The 18,985-nt window shown below is 41.5% G+C and carries 20 protein-coding genes; 10 read left to right on the forward strand and 10 right to left on the reverse strand.

Annotated features, from left to right (window positions below):
- The first annotated feature begins 95 nt into the window (after window positions 1-95).
- Both NSP_RS06795 and NSP_RS06800 read left to right on the forward strand, forming a co-directional pair.
- Complete coding sequence (locus NSP_RS06795) at window positions 96-821, forward strand: DUF4145 domain-containing protein (RefSeq protein WP_006194794.1); 726 nt, start codon at window positions 96-98, stop codon at window positions 819-821.
- 212 nt (window positions 822-1,033) lie between these two features.
- Entirely contained in the window at window positions 1,034-2,203 is a 1,170-nt protein-coding gene (locus NSP_RS06800) for a homocysteine biosynthesis protein (RefSeq protein WP_006194793.1), read from the forward strand.
- Window positions 2,204-2,329: 126 nt separating this feature from the next.
- Here the strand turns inward: NSP_RS06800 and NSP_RS06805 are convergent, their stop codons facing one another.
- A complete protein-coding gene (locus NSP_RS06805) occupies window positions 2,330-3,322 on the reverse strand; it encodes a hypothetical protein (protein WP_006194792.1) in 993 nt (330 codons plus the stop codon).
- A 375-nt stretch (window positions 3,323-3,697) separates the two neighbouring features.
- Here NSP_RS06805 and NSP_RS06810 point away from each other — a divergent pair, with 375 nt between their 5' ends.
- A complete protein-coding gene (locus tag NSP_RS06810; RefSeq protein WP_006194790.1) occupies window positions 3,698-4,576 on the forward strand; it encodes a tetratricopeptide repeat protein in 879 nt (292 codons plus the stop codon).
- Window positions 4,577-4,689: 113 nt separating this feature from the next.
- Here NSP_RS06810 and NSP_RS06815 read toward each other — a convergent pair whose 3' ends face one another.
- The 4 genes from NSP_RS06815 to NSP_RS06830 form a co-directional block, all read right to left on the reverse strand.
- Window positions 4,690-5,304, reverse strand: a complete 615-nt coding sequence (locus NSP_RS06815; RefSeq protein WP_006194789.1) for a TMEM165/GDT1 family protein — start codon at window positions 5,302-5,304, stop codon at window positions 4,690-4,692.
- A gap of 312 nt (window positions 5,305-5,616) precedes the next feature.
- Complete coding sequence (locus NSP_RS06820) at window positions 5,617-6,123, reverse strand: SgcJ/EcaC family oxidoreductase (protein WP_006194788.1); 507 nt, start codon at window positions 6,121-6,123, stop codon at window positions 5,617-5,619.
- A 362-nt stretch (window positions 6,124-6,485) separates the two neighbouring features.
- Window positions 6,486-8,213, reverse strand: a complete 1,728-nt coding sequence (locus tag NSP_RS06825) for a succinate dehydrogenase/fumarate reductase flavoprotein subunit (protein ID WP_006194787.1) — start codon at window positions 8,211-8,213, stop codon at window positions 6,486-6,488.
- Window positions 8,214-8,532: 319 nt separating this feature from the next.
- Window positions 8,533-8,850 (reverse strand): hypothetical protein, encoded by a 318-nt coding sequence (locus NSP_RS06830; protein ID WP_006194786.1) that lies wholly within the window; start codon window positions 8,848-8,850, stop codon window positions 8,533-8,535.
- Between the two features lie 756 nt (window positions 8,851-9,606).
- On the opposite strand from NSP_RS06830, the gene NSP_RS06835 reads away from it, so the two are divergent.
- The 3 genes from NSP_RS06835 (at window position 9,607) to NSP_RS06845 (ending at window position 11,526) form a co-directional block, all read left to right on the forward strand.
- Window positions 9,607-9,972, forward strand: coding sequence for a Mo-dependent nitrogenase C-terminal domain-containing protein (locus NSP_RS06835; RefSeq protein ID WP_006194785.1), 366 nt, complete (start codon window positions 9,607-9,609; stop codon window positions 9,970-9,972).
- Between the two features lie 22 nt (window positions 9,973-9,994).
- The gene (locus tag NSP_RS06840) at window positions 9,995-10,267 is read left to right on the forward strand and encodes a cupin domain-containing protein (protein ID WP_006194784.1); all 273 of its coding nucleotides are present in this window, start codon (window positions 9,995-9,997) and stop codon (window positions 10,265-10,267) included.
- Window positions 10,268-10,671: 404 nt separating this feature from the next.
- On the forward strand, window positions 10,672-11,526 hold the full coding sequence (locus tag NSP_RS06845; protein ID WP_006194783.1) for a pentapeptide repeat-containing protein: 855 nt from the start codon (window positions 10,672-10,674) through the stop codon (window positions 11,524-11,526).
- A 131-nt stretch (window positions 11,527-11,657) separates the two neighbouring features.
- On the opposite strand, the gene NSP_RS25175 is transcribed toward NSP_RS06845, so the two are convergent.
- Both NSP_RS25175 and NSP_RS26735 read right to left on the reverse strand, forming a co-directional pair.
- Complete coding sequence (locus NSP_RS25175) at window positions 11,658-12,248, reverse strand: HARBI1 family protein (protein ID WP_173403274.1); 591 nt, start codon at window positions 12,246-12,248, stop codon at window positions 11,658-11,660.
- Window positions 12,155-12,550, reverse strand: a complete 396-nt coding sequence (locus NSP_RS26735) for a helix-turn-helix domain-containing protein (protein WP_006194781.1) — start codon at window positions 12,548-12,550, stop codon at window positions 12,155-12,157. Before NSP_RS26735 ends, NSP_RS25175 begins: the two co-directional genes overlap by 94 nt.
- A gap of 245 nt (window positions 12,551-12,795) precedes the next feature.
- Between NSP_RS26735 and NSP_RS06860 the strand changes: the two genes are divergently transcribed.
- The 3 genes from NSP_RS06860 to NSP_RS06870 all read left to right on the forward strand — a co-directional run bounded on the left by NSP_RS06860 (window position 12,796) and on the right by NSP_RS06870 (window position 14,948).
- Entirely contained in the window at window positions 12,796-13,002 is a 207-nt protein-coding gene (locus NSP_RS06860) for a DUF559 domain-containing protein (protein ID WP_081450138.1), read from the forward strand.
- 18 nt (window positions 13,003-13,020) lie between these two features.
- Window positions 13,021-13,767 (forward strand): creatininase family protein, encoded by a 747-nt coding sequence (locus tag NSP_RS06865; RefSeq protein WP_006194779.1) that lies wholly within the window; start codon window positions 13,021-13,023, stop codon window positions 13,765-13,767.
- A gap of 179 nt (window positions 13,768-13,946) precedes the next feature.
- Window positions 13,947-14,948 (forward strand): phosphate ABC transporter substrate-binding protein, encoded by a 1,002-nt coding sequence (locus NSP_RS06870; protein WP_006194778.1) that lies wholly within the window; start codon window positions 13,947-13,949, stop codon window positions 14,946-14,948.
- A 696-nt stretch (window positions 14,949-15,644) separates the two neighbouring features.
- Here the strand turns inward: NSP_RS06870 and NSP_RS06875 are convergent.
- Window positions 15,645-17,036, reverse strand: coding sequence for a malic enzyme-like NAD(P)-binding protein (locus NSP_RS06875; protein ID WP_006194777.1), 1,392 nt, complete (start codon window positions 17,034-17,036; stop codon window positions 15,645-15,647).
- Window positions 17,037-17,320: 284 nt separating this feature from the next.
- The gene (locus NSP_RS06880) at window positions 17,321-17,695 is read right to left on the reverse strand and encodes a c-type cytochrome (RefSeq protein ID WP_006194776.1); all 375 of its coding nucleotides are present in this window, start codon (window positions 17,693-17,695) and stop codon (window positions 17,321-17,323) included.
- A 208-nt stretch (window positions 17,696-17,903) separates the two neighbouring features.
- Between NSP_RS06880 and petG the strand changes: the two genes are divergently transcribed.
- Window positions 17,904-18,017 carry a cytochrome b6-f complex subunit V gene (petG, locus tag NSP_RS06885; protein WP_006194775.1) on the forward strand — a complete coding sequence of 38 codons (114 nt, stop codon included), beginning with the start codon at window positions 17,904-17,906 and terminating at the stop codon, window positions 18,015-18,017.
- Between the two features lie 10 nt (window positions 18,018-18,027).
- Here petG and NSP_RS26740 read toward each other — a convergent pair whose 3' ends face one another.
- Window positions 18,028-18,195 carry a hypothetical protein gene (locus tag NSP_RS26740; protein ID WP_006194774.1) on the reverse strand — a complete coding sequence of 56 codons (168 nt, stop codon included), beginning with the start codon at window positions 18,193-18,195 and terminating at the stop codon, window positions 18,028-18,030.
- Window positions 18,196-18,985 lie beyond the last annotated feature (790 nt).

The raw sequence follows: 18,985 nt of genomic DNA on the forward strand, positions 1-18,985 counted from the left end.
TTGGGTTAAGCGACAGGACAAACCAAATGACCAAAGTTAATGTCAGGACAAATCTGAGTTAAAGAAGCAGAAATAAATATAGATAAATTAGCATAATGACCTTACCAGAAAAACTTTCCAAAAAATATTTATCTCGTTTTGAAGAACTTGTTGCTAAAGGAGAAAATATACTTTTTAAAATGTTATTGCCAGTGTCACAATATCATAACAATCCTTACAAAATCAACAACAATGCTCACTATAGAAAATTAGCTGAATGGAAAATAAACTGTATTTCTTTATTAAATAAATGCCTTTCTAAGGAAAACATTCATCAAGGATTGATTAATGAATTCAAGAGGCTAGAAGATAACGATAAATACTTATTAGAAATTTGCATCTCCAACCTAAAAGCAATTAAAGAAGATTATGAACAAGGGTTTTTAGGAGATTTAATGCTTCAAGTAGAGGCAGAAATTGCAGCAGATTATATGGGACAGGCTGAAAAGTTATTAGCAGAAGGTACAAGTGGTAAATATGACCATGTTCCAGCAGCCGTATTATCTGGAGCAGTTTTAGAAAAAGCCTTAAGAACCATTTGTATTAAACAAACTCCTCCTATATCAACAATTAAGGAGAATGGTGAACCCTTAACTTTAAATCCACTTATTGATGTAATTAAAAAAGCAGGTATTTTTAATGAATTAAAAGCAAAACAGCTTAGAGCTTGGGCGGATATTCGTAATCAAGCAGCACATGGAGAATTTGAAAAATTTACTCGTTCTGATGTGGAACTTATGATTAAAGGTATTGAAAATTTCTTAGCAGATTATATGACTTAGTTTTTATTTAGCCATGAAACTTCACAGATGGGGTAGATGTTGAATATCAACAAGATAGAGAAACTCAAAACAAAAAAGTCAAAATCATTGATTTTGAAAAATTGATAATATCGCCAATGATTTGGTGAAAGCCATTCTTCTAATTTAAGCATTGATTGGACAGTTAAGGAAAATGTGCAGGCTAAATTACTTATCGGAAAATTATATTTAAGATGCGAACAATTGCCGAAATCAACGACAAAATCAGCCGCAAACGTGCAGTGGTATTGACAATTGAAGAATTAAAAGCACGAGTAGCCGAAGTCGGCGTGAGCAAAGTTGCTAAAGAAGTTGATGTAATTACCACTGGGACATTTGAGCCAATGGAATCCAGTGGTGCAATTATTAATCTTGGACACACTGACCCCCCAATTAAAATTCGGCGCTGCTGGATAGATGGCGTACCAGCATACTCAGGTTTTGGGGCTGTGGATTTATACTTGGGTGCGAGTTGTCCTGTAGACGTAATGGATGGCGAAGAAGTCCGCGAACAGGGTGGTGGTCATGTAATTGAGAACTTAATCGCCGGCAAACCTGTACACGTAAAAGCTCAAGGACAAGTCACAGATTGTTACCCAAGAGCGACCTTTGAAACGACTGTTACCCGTGACACCATTAATCAGTTTTATTTATTCAATCCGCGCAATCTTTACCAAAATTTTATTGTAGGTGTGAACGGAGGCGATCGCTCACTCTTTACTTACCTCGGACCATTACAACCGAGTTTAGGAAATGCCGTCTACTCTAACCCTGGAGCAATTTCCCCTTTACTTAACGACCCCGATTTGCAACTAGTTGGTATTGGCACACGAATTTTTTTAGGTGGCGGTATTGGCTATGTCGCTTGGGAAGGTACTCAACACTTCCCATTACAAAAGCGTTTGCCCAATCGTACACCCATTGGCCCCTCTGCCACTTTAGCCTTAATCGGTGATGCCAAACAAATGGATGCGCGTTGGGTGCGGGGTTGTTACTTTAAAAGTTATGGTCCCTCGTTAATGTTGGGGGTAGGTGTCCCCCTCCCGGTATTAAACGAAGAAGTAGTTAAATGCTGTGGTGTCCAAGATAAAGATTTAGTCGCGCCAATCGTCGATTTTTCCATTCCTCGGCGCGTTCGTCCTACCTTTGGTTTAGTGAGTTACGCCCAACTCAAGTCTGGGCGCATCACCATTGAGGGTAAAACTGTGAGGGTTGCTCCCCTAGCCAGTATGTTTTTTTCTCGGCAAATCGCCACAGAATTAAAAAAATGGATTTCCGCAGGTACTTTTACCCTCACCGAACCTGTGGCTCCGATTCCAATGGACAGGTCATTTTTACCCCAAGACCGTTGGACGGACTTTTAACAGTTATCAGTTATCAGTTATCAGTTAAGAGACATCATTGGGGGGATTGGGGATTGGGATCGAGAAGGTTCTTCCCCCTACTCCCTACTCCCTACTCCCTACTCCCTACTCCCTACTCCCCACTCCCTATTCCTGAGTTGGTTTTGGCCGTTTAATGGGCTTAGGTGCTGGGGGTTTTGGTATGGGTTTGGATACCGCCGATGGTTCGCCGGCTGTTTTCTTGATTGGTTTCGGGGTTTCTCCACTGCGTCTAGGGGGAAATGGTTTTCTCCCAGCGCCACCAGCACCACCACCAGCACGAAAGCCACCTTTGAAGGGTGGTTTGCGTTTTTTGGGCAAATCGGCGATCGCTTCGGCTTTTTCCACTACCAATACGTCAGCTTCCCGCTTGGCTTTAAAGTCCCAGAACTTGCTGACGGCTTTGGTACTCAGCACCCCCTGGAGTTTCAACTTAAAATATTTGGGTTTATCAGTTGATTTGCGCGGCGCTTGCTTAATTTTGACTACTAAGCTCTTAGCGTCAAAAGACTGGTACACTACTTCGCCACGCACAGAAAAACTACCATCAGAAAATTCTTCTGGGTTTTCGGGTGCATGATCATCAGTTGTCTGCAACTTTTGGGAACCCGAATCTGGCTTGTCCTCCTGTGTTGGCTGTGGAGCCAAATTTTCTGGCTCCCAAACCCCAACAATTTGCAGGTGTAAGGTGTCATTTTCTTGCCGTGTGCGGGGATAAACTACCCACAAATGATCTTTTTCTAAATCTAGGTGATTTTTGACTAAGCTCATAATTCGGCCAAGTAGAACGGCGTTGAGTTCTACACCATCTTTGGTTAACAGTGTACCTTGGGTAAATTGTTCGCTGCTAGCAAGGTAACGACCCCGGACTAACCCGATGGCTCGGTACTGCATCGGTTCACTGGGAGGTGGAATCGGTCGCAGGCGATGACCTAGATTTCCATTAGAGGTAGTTTCCCCTGGCTGAACAAAGGATTTTTCTGGCTTAGAGTTATGCACTGCTACTGTATGAACATTAGCGGTAGCCTCTTTATAGGTTTGAGGCTGATGGTTGGTAGAAGAGTTGGAAGATTCAGGCAAAGGCATCAGGTCGGAATTCATAAAAACTCCTTGCGGCGGAGATACATCCCATTATGGGATTTTACGAAGGCAATGAAAAAAAAGCGTCTGTGCGGTTGATGAAACTATATTGGCTTTCCACAAACCTACACCAGAGCGCCCAAGACGATGGTAAAGACGCTACATTTGCATAATAAGCTAATGTAACTGAGAACCTTTACACTAGTTTCGGAAGCATATCATAAGTACAATTCTGACGGCTCCTCCTAAAGTCATCACTTAATTTTGGCAATGTGAATAGTTAATTGTTATAAAATTCACAGGCAATTGGCGGTATTCCGCAAGGTTTTGGAAATTTTTCGCTTTCCGATTTATGTAAATGATCATGTCGTTTGAATTCTGGAGTAAGACAAAACTGTGTCTCAACCGCGCAATCGTTGGCTAGTTAGGATCATCTTAGCGCTGGCAGTTACTGCATTTTTGGGTGTTTCGGTCATTCCTATTATTAGCGCAATTAATAATCCGTCGCCCTCAAACCAAAATGCGGCTAGCACTAGCAGCACCGTACCTTCTGACCAAATATCAAAGTTGCAAGACGAAGTACGAGGTTATCAAATGGTTTTGCAACGGGAACCAGAAAATCAAACTGCGCTGAATGGCTTATTACAGGCGAGGCTACAACTGCTCAGTTTAAAACAAGGTGATATTCAAGGAGTAATTGAACCTCTGGAAAAACTAGCTCAACTCAATCCAGAACAATCGGAATATGGAGTGCTATTAGCCCAAGCAAAGCAGCAAATGGGGGATCTGGAAGGATCAGCTCAAGCTTATCGCTCAATTTTAGACACTAAACCCGGTGATTTGAAAGCTTTGCAGGGTATGGTAGCTCTATTAGTAGATCAGCAACGTCCCGAAGCGGCTATTGGTTTGCTCGAAGATACCCTCTCTAATGCAGAGCCGGCGAATAAAATTCAGCCGGGAAGTGTGGATACTGTGGCTATTCAGGTGCTATTAGGTACTGTTCACGCTTCCCAGAAGCGCTATCCTGAAGCTACTTCTATCTATGATCAAGCAATTAAGAAAGATCCTCAAGATTTTCGTCCCGTTTTAGCAAAAGCAATGCTTTTTAGAGAACAGGGTAAAGTTGAAGAAGCTAAACCTTTATTTGATAGCGCTGTGGCTTTAGCACCGGCTCAGTACAAGGATGAAATTAACAGGGCGGCGGCTTCTCCTTCTCCTGCGCCTGCGCCTGCTGAATCGCCGTCAACTCCTTCTGAGGAGTCTTCTGAGGATTAAGGATATAGGGGAGAAGAGGAAAGGTTGTTCAGCAGTCGGGAGTGTAAAGTAATTTCCAACTCCCCCCCGCTCCCTGCACCCTGCACCCCTGCTTCTTCCCACTCCCCACATCCTCAAACTCCTTCTACAGCCGCAACGATGCCGAAGATGAGAAATAGACATCCGCCTGCAAAGGTGAGTTGACGTTCGGAAATGCGTCCGGCTATGAGTTTACCGCCAATGACGGCGATCGCTGTACAAATGGCGTGTCCTAAAACTGCACCCGCAGCTACTCCCACGGCGTTATAACTGGCGGCTAGGGCGATGGTGGCAATTTGCGTGCGATCGCCCCATTCTGCTACAAATGTCAGTGTAAAGGCTTCTATTAAAATTGCTAAGGGAGTTTTTATATCTGTTTGTAACTCTGCTTTTTCTACTGCTTCTTTAGCCTCATTTACTTCTGTCTCACAGTTAGAATCAGTCATTTTACTAGCTTCATATAACAGCTTGATCCCAAAGGCAAAAAATAAAACTATTTCGGCGTATTTCACATAAGTTTGTGGCAATAAAGATACAACTTGCCCAAATAAGACTGAAAGAATTGTCATCGCAGCTAAGGCGGCTGATACACCGATGAAGACTAGCTTGCGCGAGTGTTTCATCGCTAAAATTACAGCGATAAAGAATGTTTTATCCCCTAGCTCGGAAATTGTAATTAATAATAAACCTGCGGTAAATGCTGTTAACACTCTCTCAAACTCCTGAAGGATTTTTTACCTGTGTGGAGCTTCAATGAGAGTTGTAACACTTCACTGAGAGCTACACACAATTTCTTTGTGTAAACTCAGTGAAGGTCTCGCTACCAAATATTTATTATTTGTCATCTGAACCAGGCTCATCGCCAGTATGTTGATTCAAATGTACTGGTTTGTAAATAATAATTTACTTCCAGCAGCTACTCCCCTTCTATTTTACATTCATTGTACATCTATCTTTAGTAAGAGTCAACCAATATTTGCTATTGCTTGACTCCACTTTGATTTGATCACAAGTAGAAAGTTTTATTTAGCGCTGCTAGTAATTTTTTCTGGCATACCTGAAGAGTGATGTTCTGCTATTAGCCATTGATTGCCGACTTTGCTATACACAAAAGTGTATCTTGCTTGAACTTCCTCAGTCTTACCATTATTTACGACTGTAAATGTATATGTCCCTGAATCAATAGCGACACCGCAATAAAGGCGAATATTGCGGTCATTAATTTGGCCTACGGGCTTCAGTTCCAAGAACTTCACAAAGTAGTCCTGAATTTCTGCATGATTTTGTCGCACTTTGTTGGAAACTGTCGGCAACAAAACAGCATTTTTGGCATAGTTCTGGGTAACTGCATTTGGATCTCCGGTCTGTAAAGACTTGTTCCATCGGTCGAAAAGTTCGGCTATTTGTGGACTAGTGACTTTCGGACAGTTAGCTTGGGCTTGGACAGGAGTTGTTGGCGCAATACTTAAACAAGCCAGTGCTACAGCTGAAAATGATGCTAAGGCAGACCGAGCGATTATCGTTTTCATAACTTTTTGATGTTGACAGGACACTGAAAGTCAATAATCCAAATTAACTGTTACAAGCGACAGATTAAAAGGGAGTCTGATAGCGTTTCAGGTTTTACCTGAGATTAAATTGCTATATTCAAAATTTTCCCATATAAAGCTCAATTAGCAAATAGATAAATCTCAATAGTAATCATCTTTATGATTTATATAGGATGGGTGTTGTTTTTGTATATTAGGACTTACGCACAAATTACGGAATAACGAACCACACCAGACGCAGAGGACACAGAGGAATAAGGGTTTGAGAGGGTTTTTGCGTAAGTCCTGTATATATTGAACACCCAATTCCACAAAATGAATCATTTAATTTGAGAAAATTCTTAATACTTCCGCTCTTTTGGCTCAAACATATTAATTATCACTGGGCGATATTGGATATCAATACCTGCTGGTGAATAATAAGCCATTGTATGTTGCAAAAAATTAGTATCATCTCGCTGGGGATAATCTTCGCGGAAGTGTGCGCCGCGACTTTCTTGGCGATTTAAAGCTGAGGCGAGAATTGTTTGTCCTACCACCATCAAACTTCGTAATTCTAAGGCTTCTACAAGTTCTGTATTCCAGCAGCTACCTTTGTCGTCTAAATATATTTGCGGATATTTTTGTTGTAATTCCGTGATTTTTTGCCAACCTTCCTGCATGACTTCTTCAGTCCGGAAAACAGCACAGCATTCGGTCATACAATCTTGGAAGGCTTGACGAATTTGGTTAATTCGATATTTCCCCGGCTGTTCTATTAAGGCTTGGATTTCTTGCTGGGCTTCTTGGATGTAGTGTTCTGCGTTGACAGCAGGTAACTTCCGATTCTGCACATATTGAGCGATCGCCGCCCCAGTACGCTTACCATAAACTATACATTCTAGCAGCGAATTACTACCGAGACGATTAGCACCATGTACAGAGACACAAGCTGTTTCCCCAGCCGCAAAAAAGCCTTCTACTAAATTATCTCCACTGCTGCGAACTCGTCCATCAATGTTCACTGGGATACCACCCATACAATAGTGATTTGTGGGGCGAATCGGCATCGGCTGAGTGACTGCATCAACACCGACTAAGCGGTGGGCTTCTTCCCAACAAAAGGGAACACGACTCATAATTTTTTCTTTACCCATGTGTCGCAGGTCAAGATAGACACAGGGACCGCCTGCACTTCCATCAGGATGAACACCACGCCCGGCACGGATTTCGTAAGAGATCGCCCGTGAGGTAATATCACGAGGGGCTAATTCCATGCGACTGGGTGCGTAGTTTTTCATGAAGCGATCGCCTTCACTATTAATTAAATACGCTCCTTCGCCCCGCACAGCTTCCGAAATCAGCACCCCTACCGGATACAAACCCGTGGGGTGAAACTGCACAAATTCCATATCTTCTAGGGGTAAACCTGCGATCGCCGTCATCGCCAAACCGTCCCCCGTCGAAGCATAATCATTAGAAGTAGTATTATAAACGCGACCATAGCCACCAGTGGCAAACATTACCGCCTTCGCTCGCAGCACCTCTATATGCCCATCTAGCAGGTTAAACATCACCACACCCTTGGCCTCACCTGATTCTAAAATCAAGCGCATTACATACCATTCCTGATAGATATGCACACCATAACGCCGCAGGTTGTTAACCAACTCGTGTAAAATTGCGTGACCAGTTTTATCCGCAGCGTAGCAAGTGCGATCGTGAGAATGTCCCCCAAAAGCTCTTTGAGCAATGCGACCATCAGGTAAACGGGAGAATAAAACCCCCATGTGTTCCAAATCAATGACCACATCTGGGGCTTCTTGGGCGAGAATAGCCACTGCATCTTGGTCGGCTAAATAGTCAGACCCCTTGACAGTATCAAAAGCGTGTGCTTCCCAACTATCTTCAGAATCAACATTTTTCAGAGAAGCCGCCATTCCACCTTGAGCGGCTACCGAGTGGGAACGGATGGGATGAGTTTTGGCAACCACAGCCACATTTAAACTAGGATCAGTGCGCGCAATTTCCACCGCAGCGCGACATCCCGCCAATCCCCCACCGACTATAATCACATCATGTTCTAACATCACTACCCCCCGACTGCAAAACGCTGCTGTTCTATTCTATATTTCTTCCACGAGAGGACTTTCACCTGGTAGTAAAATCCCATTCGCAAGGGGTCATGTCGGGGCGGGTTGACTAAAATTCCCATTAATGATCAATTATATTTATTGGGCTTAAAAACATCTAGGTTGCATATTCAAATTAGATTAAACTCTTGTGGGGTGGACATCTTACCCACCCATATTAACTCTTGTGGGGTGGACATCTTACCCACCCATATTAACTCTTGTGGGGTGGACATCTTACCCACCCATATTAAGCGATAATTTTAACTAGAATTCCTCAGCTAGTAGCTTGTACTGGCTGTTGCTGAGAAATATTACCAGGGATGGGTTCGGTCTTGGTTCCTGGAGATATAGCTCTGACTTCAATATGATTGAATAAGGTAGTGACGAATGCAAACAGCAAAAACGGTAGTGATAACAGAACTATCAGACCCACAGTTGCTAAAGCATACACAGGACGTTTAGCACCCATCAGCGCCAAAGCAGATGCCAAACTGAGAGTAATTGTTATTAACCAAACAATTATTTGACCGTAGATGTCACCAAAGGTCAGAGTACAGACAAACTGGTATTTTTGAGTATTATTCTGGTTCATATTTTATATTTGCTTCAAGTATCTCCTATAGGTTCTACGTTAAAGCCATGTTTGACTTGCAGCAAATTTCTCAATATTTTGGCAAGTTTTGTAATTTTACTTAACATTTTTTATTGGCAAGCCTAACATAAATTTTGTAGCTGTTCGAGATCATCCGTCTAGGCAATTTTTATGTGCTGAATGCTACTTGCAATTTGACTTGAATTATGGTAATAATTTCTGAAACTGACTAAATTAAATTAGTTTCTACTTATCAAAGGATCTTGTGCAGTTAATTAAGTAATATACAGGAGAAACTCCGTAGCAAAAAAAGACATTTATTGTGATACTGAGGCGCTAATATTAGTTATAGTTAGGGAATAAATACACATAAATTCTAGATGGAGTCAAGGTTACAGCCTGCTTTAGCCGACAATAGTACAAATCCAACTACTAGGCAGTTTTTAAACTATGAATTCAAATAAAATATCGGGGATCGCTACTTTTAAAGTCAGCAATTAATAAGTATAAGTTAATGGAAGGCCATATTTATATTTTCTTTGTTATTTTGTATTTAACCGGACATTTATTGGTTATCTAGTGAGCTTAAATATAAAGTAAGTGAACTATTTACCAGCAAGTTCTATGCAAATTACTCACTTTGTGCTTTTACTCGTTCGAGTCATCAGCACAAAACAAATTCCCGACATAGATTGCATGGTAAAGCTCTAAATCGGCAAATAGTTTATCAATACAAGGAAGACCTTGCTCAGAACTATGCTTAAGACAAATAATCAACATATTATCCTACCTGCTTTTATCAAATCAGCAGAAGTAGAAGCCACGCATCAAGCGGGTAGAACAAATAAATTTCCTCGACTTAAATTCGATTTACTGCAACCATTGCGTAACAGGCTAGACAATCTCGAAATTCAAAATCGTGACTTTGCTCACTTTATTGCGAAATTGATTCCGGCTCAATGCCCTTTTGAGCGTGATGTCATCCTATTTGGCCGCAAAATAGCCCACATTCCGGCTATGTGTACGCTTAATCCACTGTATGATCAATTTGTCGGCTTGCGCTTTCGGGCATTATGTTATTTAGTAGATAAGTGTGGAGAAGATATCCAGACCTACTGCTAAATCCCAACAGAGAAAACATAACATGGAAATTAAAATTGAGCATCAACCAAGTGAAGAACATCTTAAGGAGTTAGGTGTTTTCAAATGGGCAATTTGGCAGAAAGAAATATCCAAATTTCCCTGGAGTTATGATTCTCAAGAGACTTGTTATTTTTTGTTAGGTGATGTCGTTGTTACGCCTGATGGTGGACAACCAGTGCAAATGGGTAAAGGCGATTTAGTTACTTTTCCTGCTGGTATGTCTTGTACATGGGAAATTACAAGCGACGTGAAAAAACATTATTGCTTTGATTAGTCAAGTGTCAAGCATCAAGAATTAATTCTCTCGTCTTTTGGTTGGTTCTATTCTCCAGAATGCAAACATCTCTACAGTTAATTGAATACAAGCAAAAAGGCACAGTATGTACTGTGTCTTTTTGACGTTATCAGGACTTACGCAAAATTATGAAAAAAACGAACCACGAAGGACACAAAGGACACGAAGTCAAGAGGGTTTCAGAGAGTTCTTGCGTAAGTCCTAGCCAGTAGGGTGGGTTAGCGACAGCGTAACCCACCTTGAATGGTTGACTAATGCTGATACACTCAGTCAACCCGAATAAAATCGCCCTAAACCAGAACTTTAACTAACTTTCAAGGGCTTGTTTTCCGGTATTAGGTTAAAATCCGAATATTGAAAAATTTAAGTATAAAAAATCGATCATGGCGAATGAGCAGCATCTAGCAATACTGAAACAGGGTGTAGAAGTTTGGAATGAGTGGAGGAGTGAAAATTTACGTTTAAAAGTTGACCTGAGTGGGGCTAAACTGTTGGAGTTTGACCTGACTAATGCTGACCTGAGTAATGCTAGCCTGAGTAGTGCTAACCTGAGTAGGACTGACCTGTTTAAGTCTAACCTGAGTGGGGCTAACTTGAATGGTGCTAACTTCAATGGTGCTAACCTGAGAAGGGCTGACCTGGGTGAAGCTGACCTGATGGGTGCTGACCTGAGAGAAGCTAACCTGAGTAGTGCTAACCTGAGTAGTGCTAACCTGAGTAGGACTGACCTGAATAATGCGAAGCTGAGTAATGCGAAGCTGAGTAATGCGAACCTGAGTAATGCGAACCTGATTTGGGCTGACCTGAGTGGAGCGAACCTGAGTAATGCGAACCTGAGTAATGCAAACCTGAGTAATGTTGACCTGATGTGGGCTTACCTGGGTTTGGCTATTCTATATGAATCGAACGTAATCGCTACAAATTTTTATAACGCAACTCTGACAGGTGCTTGTATAAAAGGTTGGAATATTAATAGTGAAACAACACTAGATAAAGTAGTTTGTGAATATGTTTATGTATCTGGTGAATATGATGAAGAAGAAGTCAAAATTAATCCACAAGAACGACGACCGATAGAAGGTAATTTTTTACCTGGAGAATTTGCTAGTTTATACAAAAAAATTATAGAAAGTACAGACTTAATTTTACGCAAAACTCCCGAAAGTGCGAATAATGCCAATAACCAAGAGACATCTCCGAAAACTATCAAACCCTTGCAGTTACGATATTTTTGGTGAGCGATCGCTAACTGCAAATATCCTGAGATTCTACGGTAGAATAGGTGTTAGAAATGCGTGTTGTTGGTAATTAGCCAAAAGTAGGATCTCTTTGAGGTAATTTTATTATAAATAATTTCAAGTTTTTATAGTTACAAAATAAATGTGCCAATGCGTAATCTAACGAGTCCACAAATAGTCATAATTATCTGCTCGTATTTAGAGGAATTTAATCTAAATCTTTCTTGAGCTACTCTAAATATCTTCACTAAACGAATTAAATGTTCTACAAATATGCGCTCTGATGCCAGTTCTTTATTTTGAATTTTTTGTTCAGAACTTAATTCTTTTTTTCTAGGCTTTTTTTCAGGTGTTTTAATTGATTTCTCTCCTTGGTAAGCTTTGTCACCGGAAAATTTTTGTTTCTCTTCAAACCCATTTTTATTTTCCCGAAATAAATTTATGTCACTTTTTCGTCCTGGCTCACCAGCTACTACATCAACAATATCTCTACCATTAGGCAGAACAATTAATTGACTTTTTCTAGTGTGCATTTTCTTCTTACCTGAGTAATATTTTTCCTGCTGTTGATACTCTGAAGGTCTTTCTATGGGCTGTTCATAGCTATCTACGATTAGTTCAAAGTCTGTTAAAACTTCTTTAACAATTTCATAGTCACTGGAGTTTTTTTTACCTGTTCTACTAAACTTGGTGGTAATAATTCTCCCAATAATGGCAACCAATAGTTAAACGTATCATTTGCAGTTGTTTCACTCACGCCAAATTGAATACCCAATAGTTGAAATGTGGTTAAATGTCGTAAATATGTTAGGGTGAGAATTATTTGCTCCGATGGTGATAATTTTGGTCTGCGACCACCTCCACCCAGAATAATTCTCACTTTTCTATCTTCAAGCAATTCTCGTTTATGATTGTGCAGTTTAATGGCTTTGTCTAAAAGTTCCTGCAACTGTTCATATTTCAGCCCTACTAAACGCTGTGCTTCCTGGGGATTATTTTGGATATAATCGAATATACTGCTCATAATGCTTTACTAAAAATAGCATTTTATACTCTTATACCATAATTTTATTCTTTTTCGGAGATGTCTAAGGAGTTAAGTTTAATTTCAATAACAAAACTCATACTTGGCAAAGGCTAACATTTCGGTCAAAAACAGAAATCAAAATTGCTGAAGCACTAGACCGCGCTGAAGTTTTATTTTTACCAAACTGTTTAGCTCGACTTAATACACCCAATGGTAGAGCCAATAAAGAGGCTGATTTTCTAATTTGTTACAACGGTAAATGGGGAATTTTGGAAGTTGATGGACCGTATCATACCCCAGAACGCAGAGTAGAAGAACAAGAGAGAGAACGCATTTTTAGAAGACACGGTATCAAGGTCGTGGAAAGATTTGATTCATCTAGGTGTTATGAAAATCCAGATGAGGTAGTCCAAGAATTTTTTAAAATGCTAGAAATTGGATATTCCTAAACTAGATTTTTCTGCAAAATGCAACTACATTTAAGCACTTGGTCAGAAGTTGAAGCTTATTTACAACAATCACGGGGTATTATTCTCCCCATTGGTTCCACTGAACAACATGGTCCCACTGGTTTAATTGGGACTGATGCGATTTGTGCAGAGGCGATCGCTCGTGGTGTAGGTGACGCAACTCAGGCACTCATCGGCCCTACAATCAATGTAGGGATGGCATTACATCATACCGCTTTTCCTGGCACAATAAGTCTGCGTCCCAGTACGATGATTCAGGTAGTACGAGACTATATCACTTGTTTAACCAAAGCAGGCTTTGCCAAATTCTACTTCATCAATGGACACGGTGGTAATATTGCCACCCTCAAAGCTGCCTTTTCGGAAACTTACGCACATTTGGAAGATTTGCAGATTGTCAACGCCCAACAGGTACAATGTCAAGTAGCTAACTGGTTTATGTGCGGTTCTGTATACAAACTCGCTAAAGAATTATATGGCGACCAAGAAGGCTCTCATGCGACACCCAGTGAAGTAGCCCTTACCCAGTATATTTATCCAGAGTCAATAAAACAAGCGTCCCTCTCTCCAGAAGTTGCCAGTGGACACCGAATTTATAGTGCGACTGACTTCCGCAAAAGTTACCCAGACGGACGCATGGGTTCAAATCCGGCTTTAGCAACACCAGAACACGGTAAGCAATTTTATGACTTAGCGGTGAAAGAACTCAGCAATGGGTATTTAGAATTTTTGAACGCAGAATAGAAATACTGTAGTCCGACATTGACACCTATCTGATCAACAGTTTCCGGTGCGTCTAGCTGGTTATCCACTGTCAAATCCGGAATTTTTCAGAGGGCAATTGTATCAAAATATGACAAAATAACCTTTGGGTGGTAGCTGGAAACCTCTATCAAGTTGGTTAATTAGGGTAAATCTACAATATGGCTACAAACAGCAAAAATCGAGAAATACTTATACTGGTGCTGACTCTACTGCTCACTGGTGGAATTTTAGGATTGGGTTTGTGGTACTTCAAACTATTGCCTGGACTAACACCAAATTCTATAGAATCCAATCAGAATGCATCGCCATCTTTAAATAATGATCAATCTTCTGGGTCTGAATCTAGTCCAGTTCAAGGTTTTGATGTAGGAAGTTTAGATGCAAGTTTACCAAACCCAACAGTTTTAAGCATTGATGGCAGTGTAACTATAGTTACTCTAGTTAAACAGTTTCAGATTGCCTATAATTTTTTAAATCCTAATTTACCGACAACTTACGGGATACCGGATGGTAAACCTAATGGTACTAATGCGGGACTAAAAAACCTGATTGATGGCAAAGTATTGATAGCAGCTAGTTCACGTCCCCTGAATGGTAGCGAATTGTCAGCAGGAATTGTGGGAGTACCTATCGCCCGTGATGGTTTAGCTGTGGCGGTAGGTATCAATAACCCATACAAAGGGGGATTAACTATGGAACAGTTGCGTTTAATTTTCCTGGGACAAATCACCAACTGGTCAGAGGTGGGTGGTCCAAATCTGCCTATAAAGGTGATTAACCGTTCCCGTGACAGTGGGACTCATTCTTTCTTTCAGGAGGCGATACTTTCTGGTAAAGCTTTTGCTCCTGATGGTGGTAATTTTACTACGGTGCTGCAAGATGAAACTACTCCAATTTTACGGGCTTTAGGTAATGACGGCATTAGCTACAGTACTGTTACGCAAATTGAAAATCAACAAACTGTCCGGATTGTGCCTATTAATGGCATATCGCCGACAGATAAAGCTTTAGTGAAAAATGGTACTTACCCAATTAGTCGAGTTGTTTATTTAGCAGTACCACGTAAAACTAGCCCAGCCGTTAAGCAATTTGTGGAGTTGGCTTTATCTCCTCAAGGACAACAGGCTGTTGAACGTGCGGGTTTTATTCCGTTGCAGTAGGAGTGGTCCGTGGGGAGAAGAGGAACGGGGGCAGGGGGCAGGGGGCAGGGGAGAAGAGGAACGGTTGTTAAGTAACCGGAAGTTTTAAAGTAATTAGGACTTACGCAAAATTATGAAAAAACGAAACACGTTGGCGTTAGCCTCTCCCCTTCTCCCAAAGGGAGAGGCTAGCGCCAAGGGAGAAGGAACGAAGAACACGTTCGCGTAGCGTCTCCCCTTGGGAGAAGAAAAGAGGGTTTGAGAGATATTTTGCGTAAGTCCTGGTAATTTCTGCTATATAAAACCTAGACAAAACTAGACTTTACTTTCTACTTCAACGGGAGCATGGGAGCAGTTATCCCTCAGTAGACTTTCACGCCTTAGCCAGACGCGATTGTGTTCCAATTAAGTTTCTGAAAAAGACTACCACCATCATTGCTTGGTTTTCGCGTCGGCAATAGTCTCAATTCAATACTTGATATCACCGTATTATATATCAAGTAGTTGATTTTTTCCTAAAATATATATTGATTTTTGTCAATATAAGTATAGTTTTGTCTATGAAATTGTCAACTTAGGACTTGCTCTCTCCCCCTTGCTCCCTGCTCCGGTGCGCCCCTGCTTCTTCTGGGGAGTGGGGAGTGGGTAAAAATTACGGGACGGGTGGGGACACCCATCCCACAAGAAAATTTGAAATGTTTTTTGATTGGGAATTAACTAACTTTTGGCGATTCCTTCTTGACGTGCGGCTTGTTGTACAGCAGCAGCAACAGCAGGCGCAACACGTTTGTCAAAGACTGATGGGATGATGTGTTCCCGATTCAAGTCTGAAGGTTTGACTAAGGAGGCGATCGCATTGGCGGCTTCTAAGTACATGGTGGTGGTAATTGTCTGGGCGCGACAATCTAAAGCCCCACGAAATACTCCGGGAAAAGCTAAGACGTTATTAATTTGATTGGGGTAGTCACTGCGACCTGTAGCCATGACAGCAACAATTTTACTGACTAATTCTGGCTGAATTTCAGGAATGGGATTAGCCATAGCAAACACAATCGGGTCTTTAGCCATTCCTTGCACCATTTCCACTGTCAATACTCCGGGTGCGCTTACGCCGATAAACACGTCTGCGCCTTGCATTGCACCCCCCAGCGTACCCTGGGCTTTAACGGCAAATTCCTGCTTCTCTGGGGTCAAATCGGTGCGACTGGTAGAGATAATTCCTTTGGAGTCGCATATCCAGATTTTTTCGGCTCCAGCTTTGCGAAGTAAGCGAGCGATCGCCACTCCAGCCGCCCCAGCACCATTAATCACTATGCGGATTTCTGCTAATGACTTATTGACAAGTTTTAAGGCGTTAAACAAGGCTGCTAAGGTAACAATAGCTGTACCGTGTTGGTCATCATGAAACACTGGGATATTTAGTTCGGCTCGTAATCTCTTTTCAATTTCAAAGCAACGAGGCGCAGCAATATCTTCTAGGTTGACACCACCAAAAACTGGCGCGAGATTTTTGACTGTCCGCACAATTTCATCTGTATCTTGGGTATCAAGACAGATGGGAAAAGCATCCAGCCCAGCAAATTCTTTGAATAACATTGCTTTACCTTCCATGACTGGTAAAGCCGCAGAAGGTCCCAGATTTCCTAAACCCAAAACGGCACTACCATCGGTAACAATGGCGACAGTATTTTGTTTGATGGTTAAATTGTAAACTTCTTCAGGGTCTTGAGCGATCGCAGTACAAATTCGACCAACTCCAGGAGTATACGCCATTGCTAAATCAGAAACACTCTTGATGGGAATGCGGCTGACAATGCCAATTTTGCCTCCACGATGCAAATTAAAGGTGCGATCATAAACACTGAGTAACTGAATATCTGGCAATGCTTTGACTGCTTGCACAATAGTTTCAGCGTGTTCGGTACTAGCCGCATCTACAGTAATATCACGGGTAGATTCATGACGGGTTTGCTCAACTAAATCAATGTGTCCAAGATTACCACCAGTGGTGGCGATCGCCTGGGTAATTGATGCTAACATCCCCACACGGTTGGGAATTTGCAAACGCAGGGTCAAACTAAAACTAGAATTAGGAGTCAGCTTTGTCATTGTGATTTTTGATTTTAAATTTTAGATTTTATATCGAATCAGGACTTACGCAAAATTATGAAAAAACGAACCACGAAGGACACAAAGGACACGAAGTTAAGAGGGTTTCAGAGAGTTCTTGCGTAAGTCCTACGAATGTTTCCCAAATCGTTGCCTTCCCCGGAGAAAAGTTGCAAACTTGACCTTACTTAAGCGACAATCCCACAGCTTTAAGCCGTGGGATTATCAAAATAGTAGACAAGTCAAGCATTATCAGCAAAATCTGACTTTGATCATTCAATAGATTATAAACTCTCCAAATAGCTCAATAGGTCGGACATTTCTTGCACGCTAGGTTGAAATTTTGGCATTGGCGGTGTTTCGCCACTAATCACTTGATGAATCAGCTTATATCTGGACTTGCGCTTAGAGACATCTTGCAAACTGGGGCCAACTAGCCCATCTGCTTCCAGTCCATGACAACCAGCGCAGTTAATTTGAAAGATGGCGTGTCCTTGAACTTGATCTCCTTTGAGGGAAAGGACATTCTTCGCATAAGGATCAGCAGATCTAACCATTTGAACACCAAAAATGCCCAAAGGGGCTGCTAGCAGTAGCACCAGAGCCAATAAGGTGATCCACTGTATTCGAGTTTCTGGTTTGGTAATCTGGTTATCCAAAAGGTTTGCCGTCAAAGTGGAGTTTACTAGAAGTATTTCATTTCCTACACATAGCTTAAAAGTTCTTGATGGTGTCTGCAAGCACAAATGATAATTTTTTTATGATCATTAGTCGTTGTAAAACATTGGAGAGCGAGGGATTCATCCCCAATTTGGTAGAATGAACAGCAGAAACGAATATTGAACATTTGCCAACAGGAGATTTAAAGTGGTTGAACCCTTGCTATCCGGTATTGTCCTTGGTCTGATTGTTGTCACTTTGGCTGGGCTATTTTTCGCCGCCTATCAGCAATACAAGCGCCCCAACGAGTTAGGCGGTTAAAAGTTCTCAGTTATAAGTTGAGGGAGATGAGGAGTTTCTGACATAGGACTATTAACTCATCTTCCTCATTTCGATATTCTTTTTCGGGGCTAATAACTGTTACTACTTGATTAAACGCCTCATTCCTTCGCATAAAGGGAAGGCCAACTTCGTGGGTTTCAAACCCTTGATTTTTCATAAGACCTCGCTTATGTAGTAGCTTTCGCCAAAGGCGATCGCGTTAGCGATATTATATTCGCCGAAGACTTTTAAGACATCTCTTAGAGTAAATCATCCTCAGATAACTGAGCTATTTTCATCAAGGCTCTTAAGGTTCCAACTTTCAAATCTTGATTACGATGAACAGGTATTGACCGAAAAACGAGACGCAAGCCCCTGACTTTAGGCATGGGGAGAAGGCGGTAAGAACTTTTAAGTTCCGTCAAACGATTGCGTGGCTTTAGCCACAGTGTTAAAATAGATTAGCGAGAAAACAAGTAGGAATAACCTTCAGCGCATTGAAGTATCCTAGTACGGAGCAATCCCGGCAACGGACATATCCGACTCGATTCGGAATAGTTAAAGGGCGAATAAGGGCAGGATATGGAGCGTTCATCTTTAAAATATGAAGGACTCAGAAAGTATGCGCGAATGAGAGCAAAAGCTCTTTGAGTGAGTAGAGGGATACTTGAATGTCCCGTTGTCGCCTTTTTCAGGTGGGCAAGAATCCCCTGGCTTTAGACGTGGGGAGGTTCAAAAAATTTGTTCTATTTCCGGGTTTTGATAAATATGATGACTGCCAGTGATTCTTCTTAAATAGGACTTACGCAATAACTCTCTGCAACCCTCTTTCCTTCGTGTCCTTCTCCCTTGGCGCTAGCCTCTCCCTTTGGGAGAAGGGGAGASGCTACGCGAACGYGGTTCKTTTTTTCATGATTTTGCGTAAGTCCTGTTAAAATCCAACCCTTTTGCTCTACAATCTTACACAG

Source organism: Nodularia spumigena CCY9414, from assembly GCF_000340565.2.
Classification (GTDB): Bacteria; Cyanobacteriota; Cyanobacteriia; order Cyanobacteriales; family Nostocaceae; genus Nodularia; species Nodularia spumigena.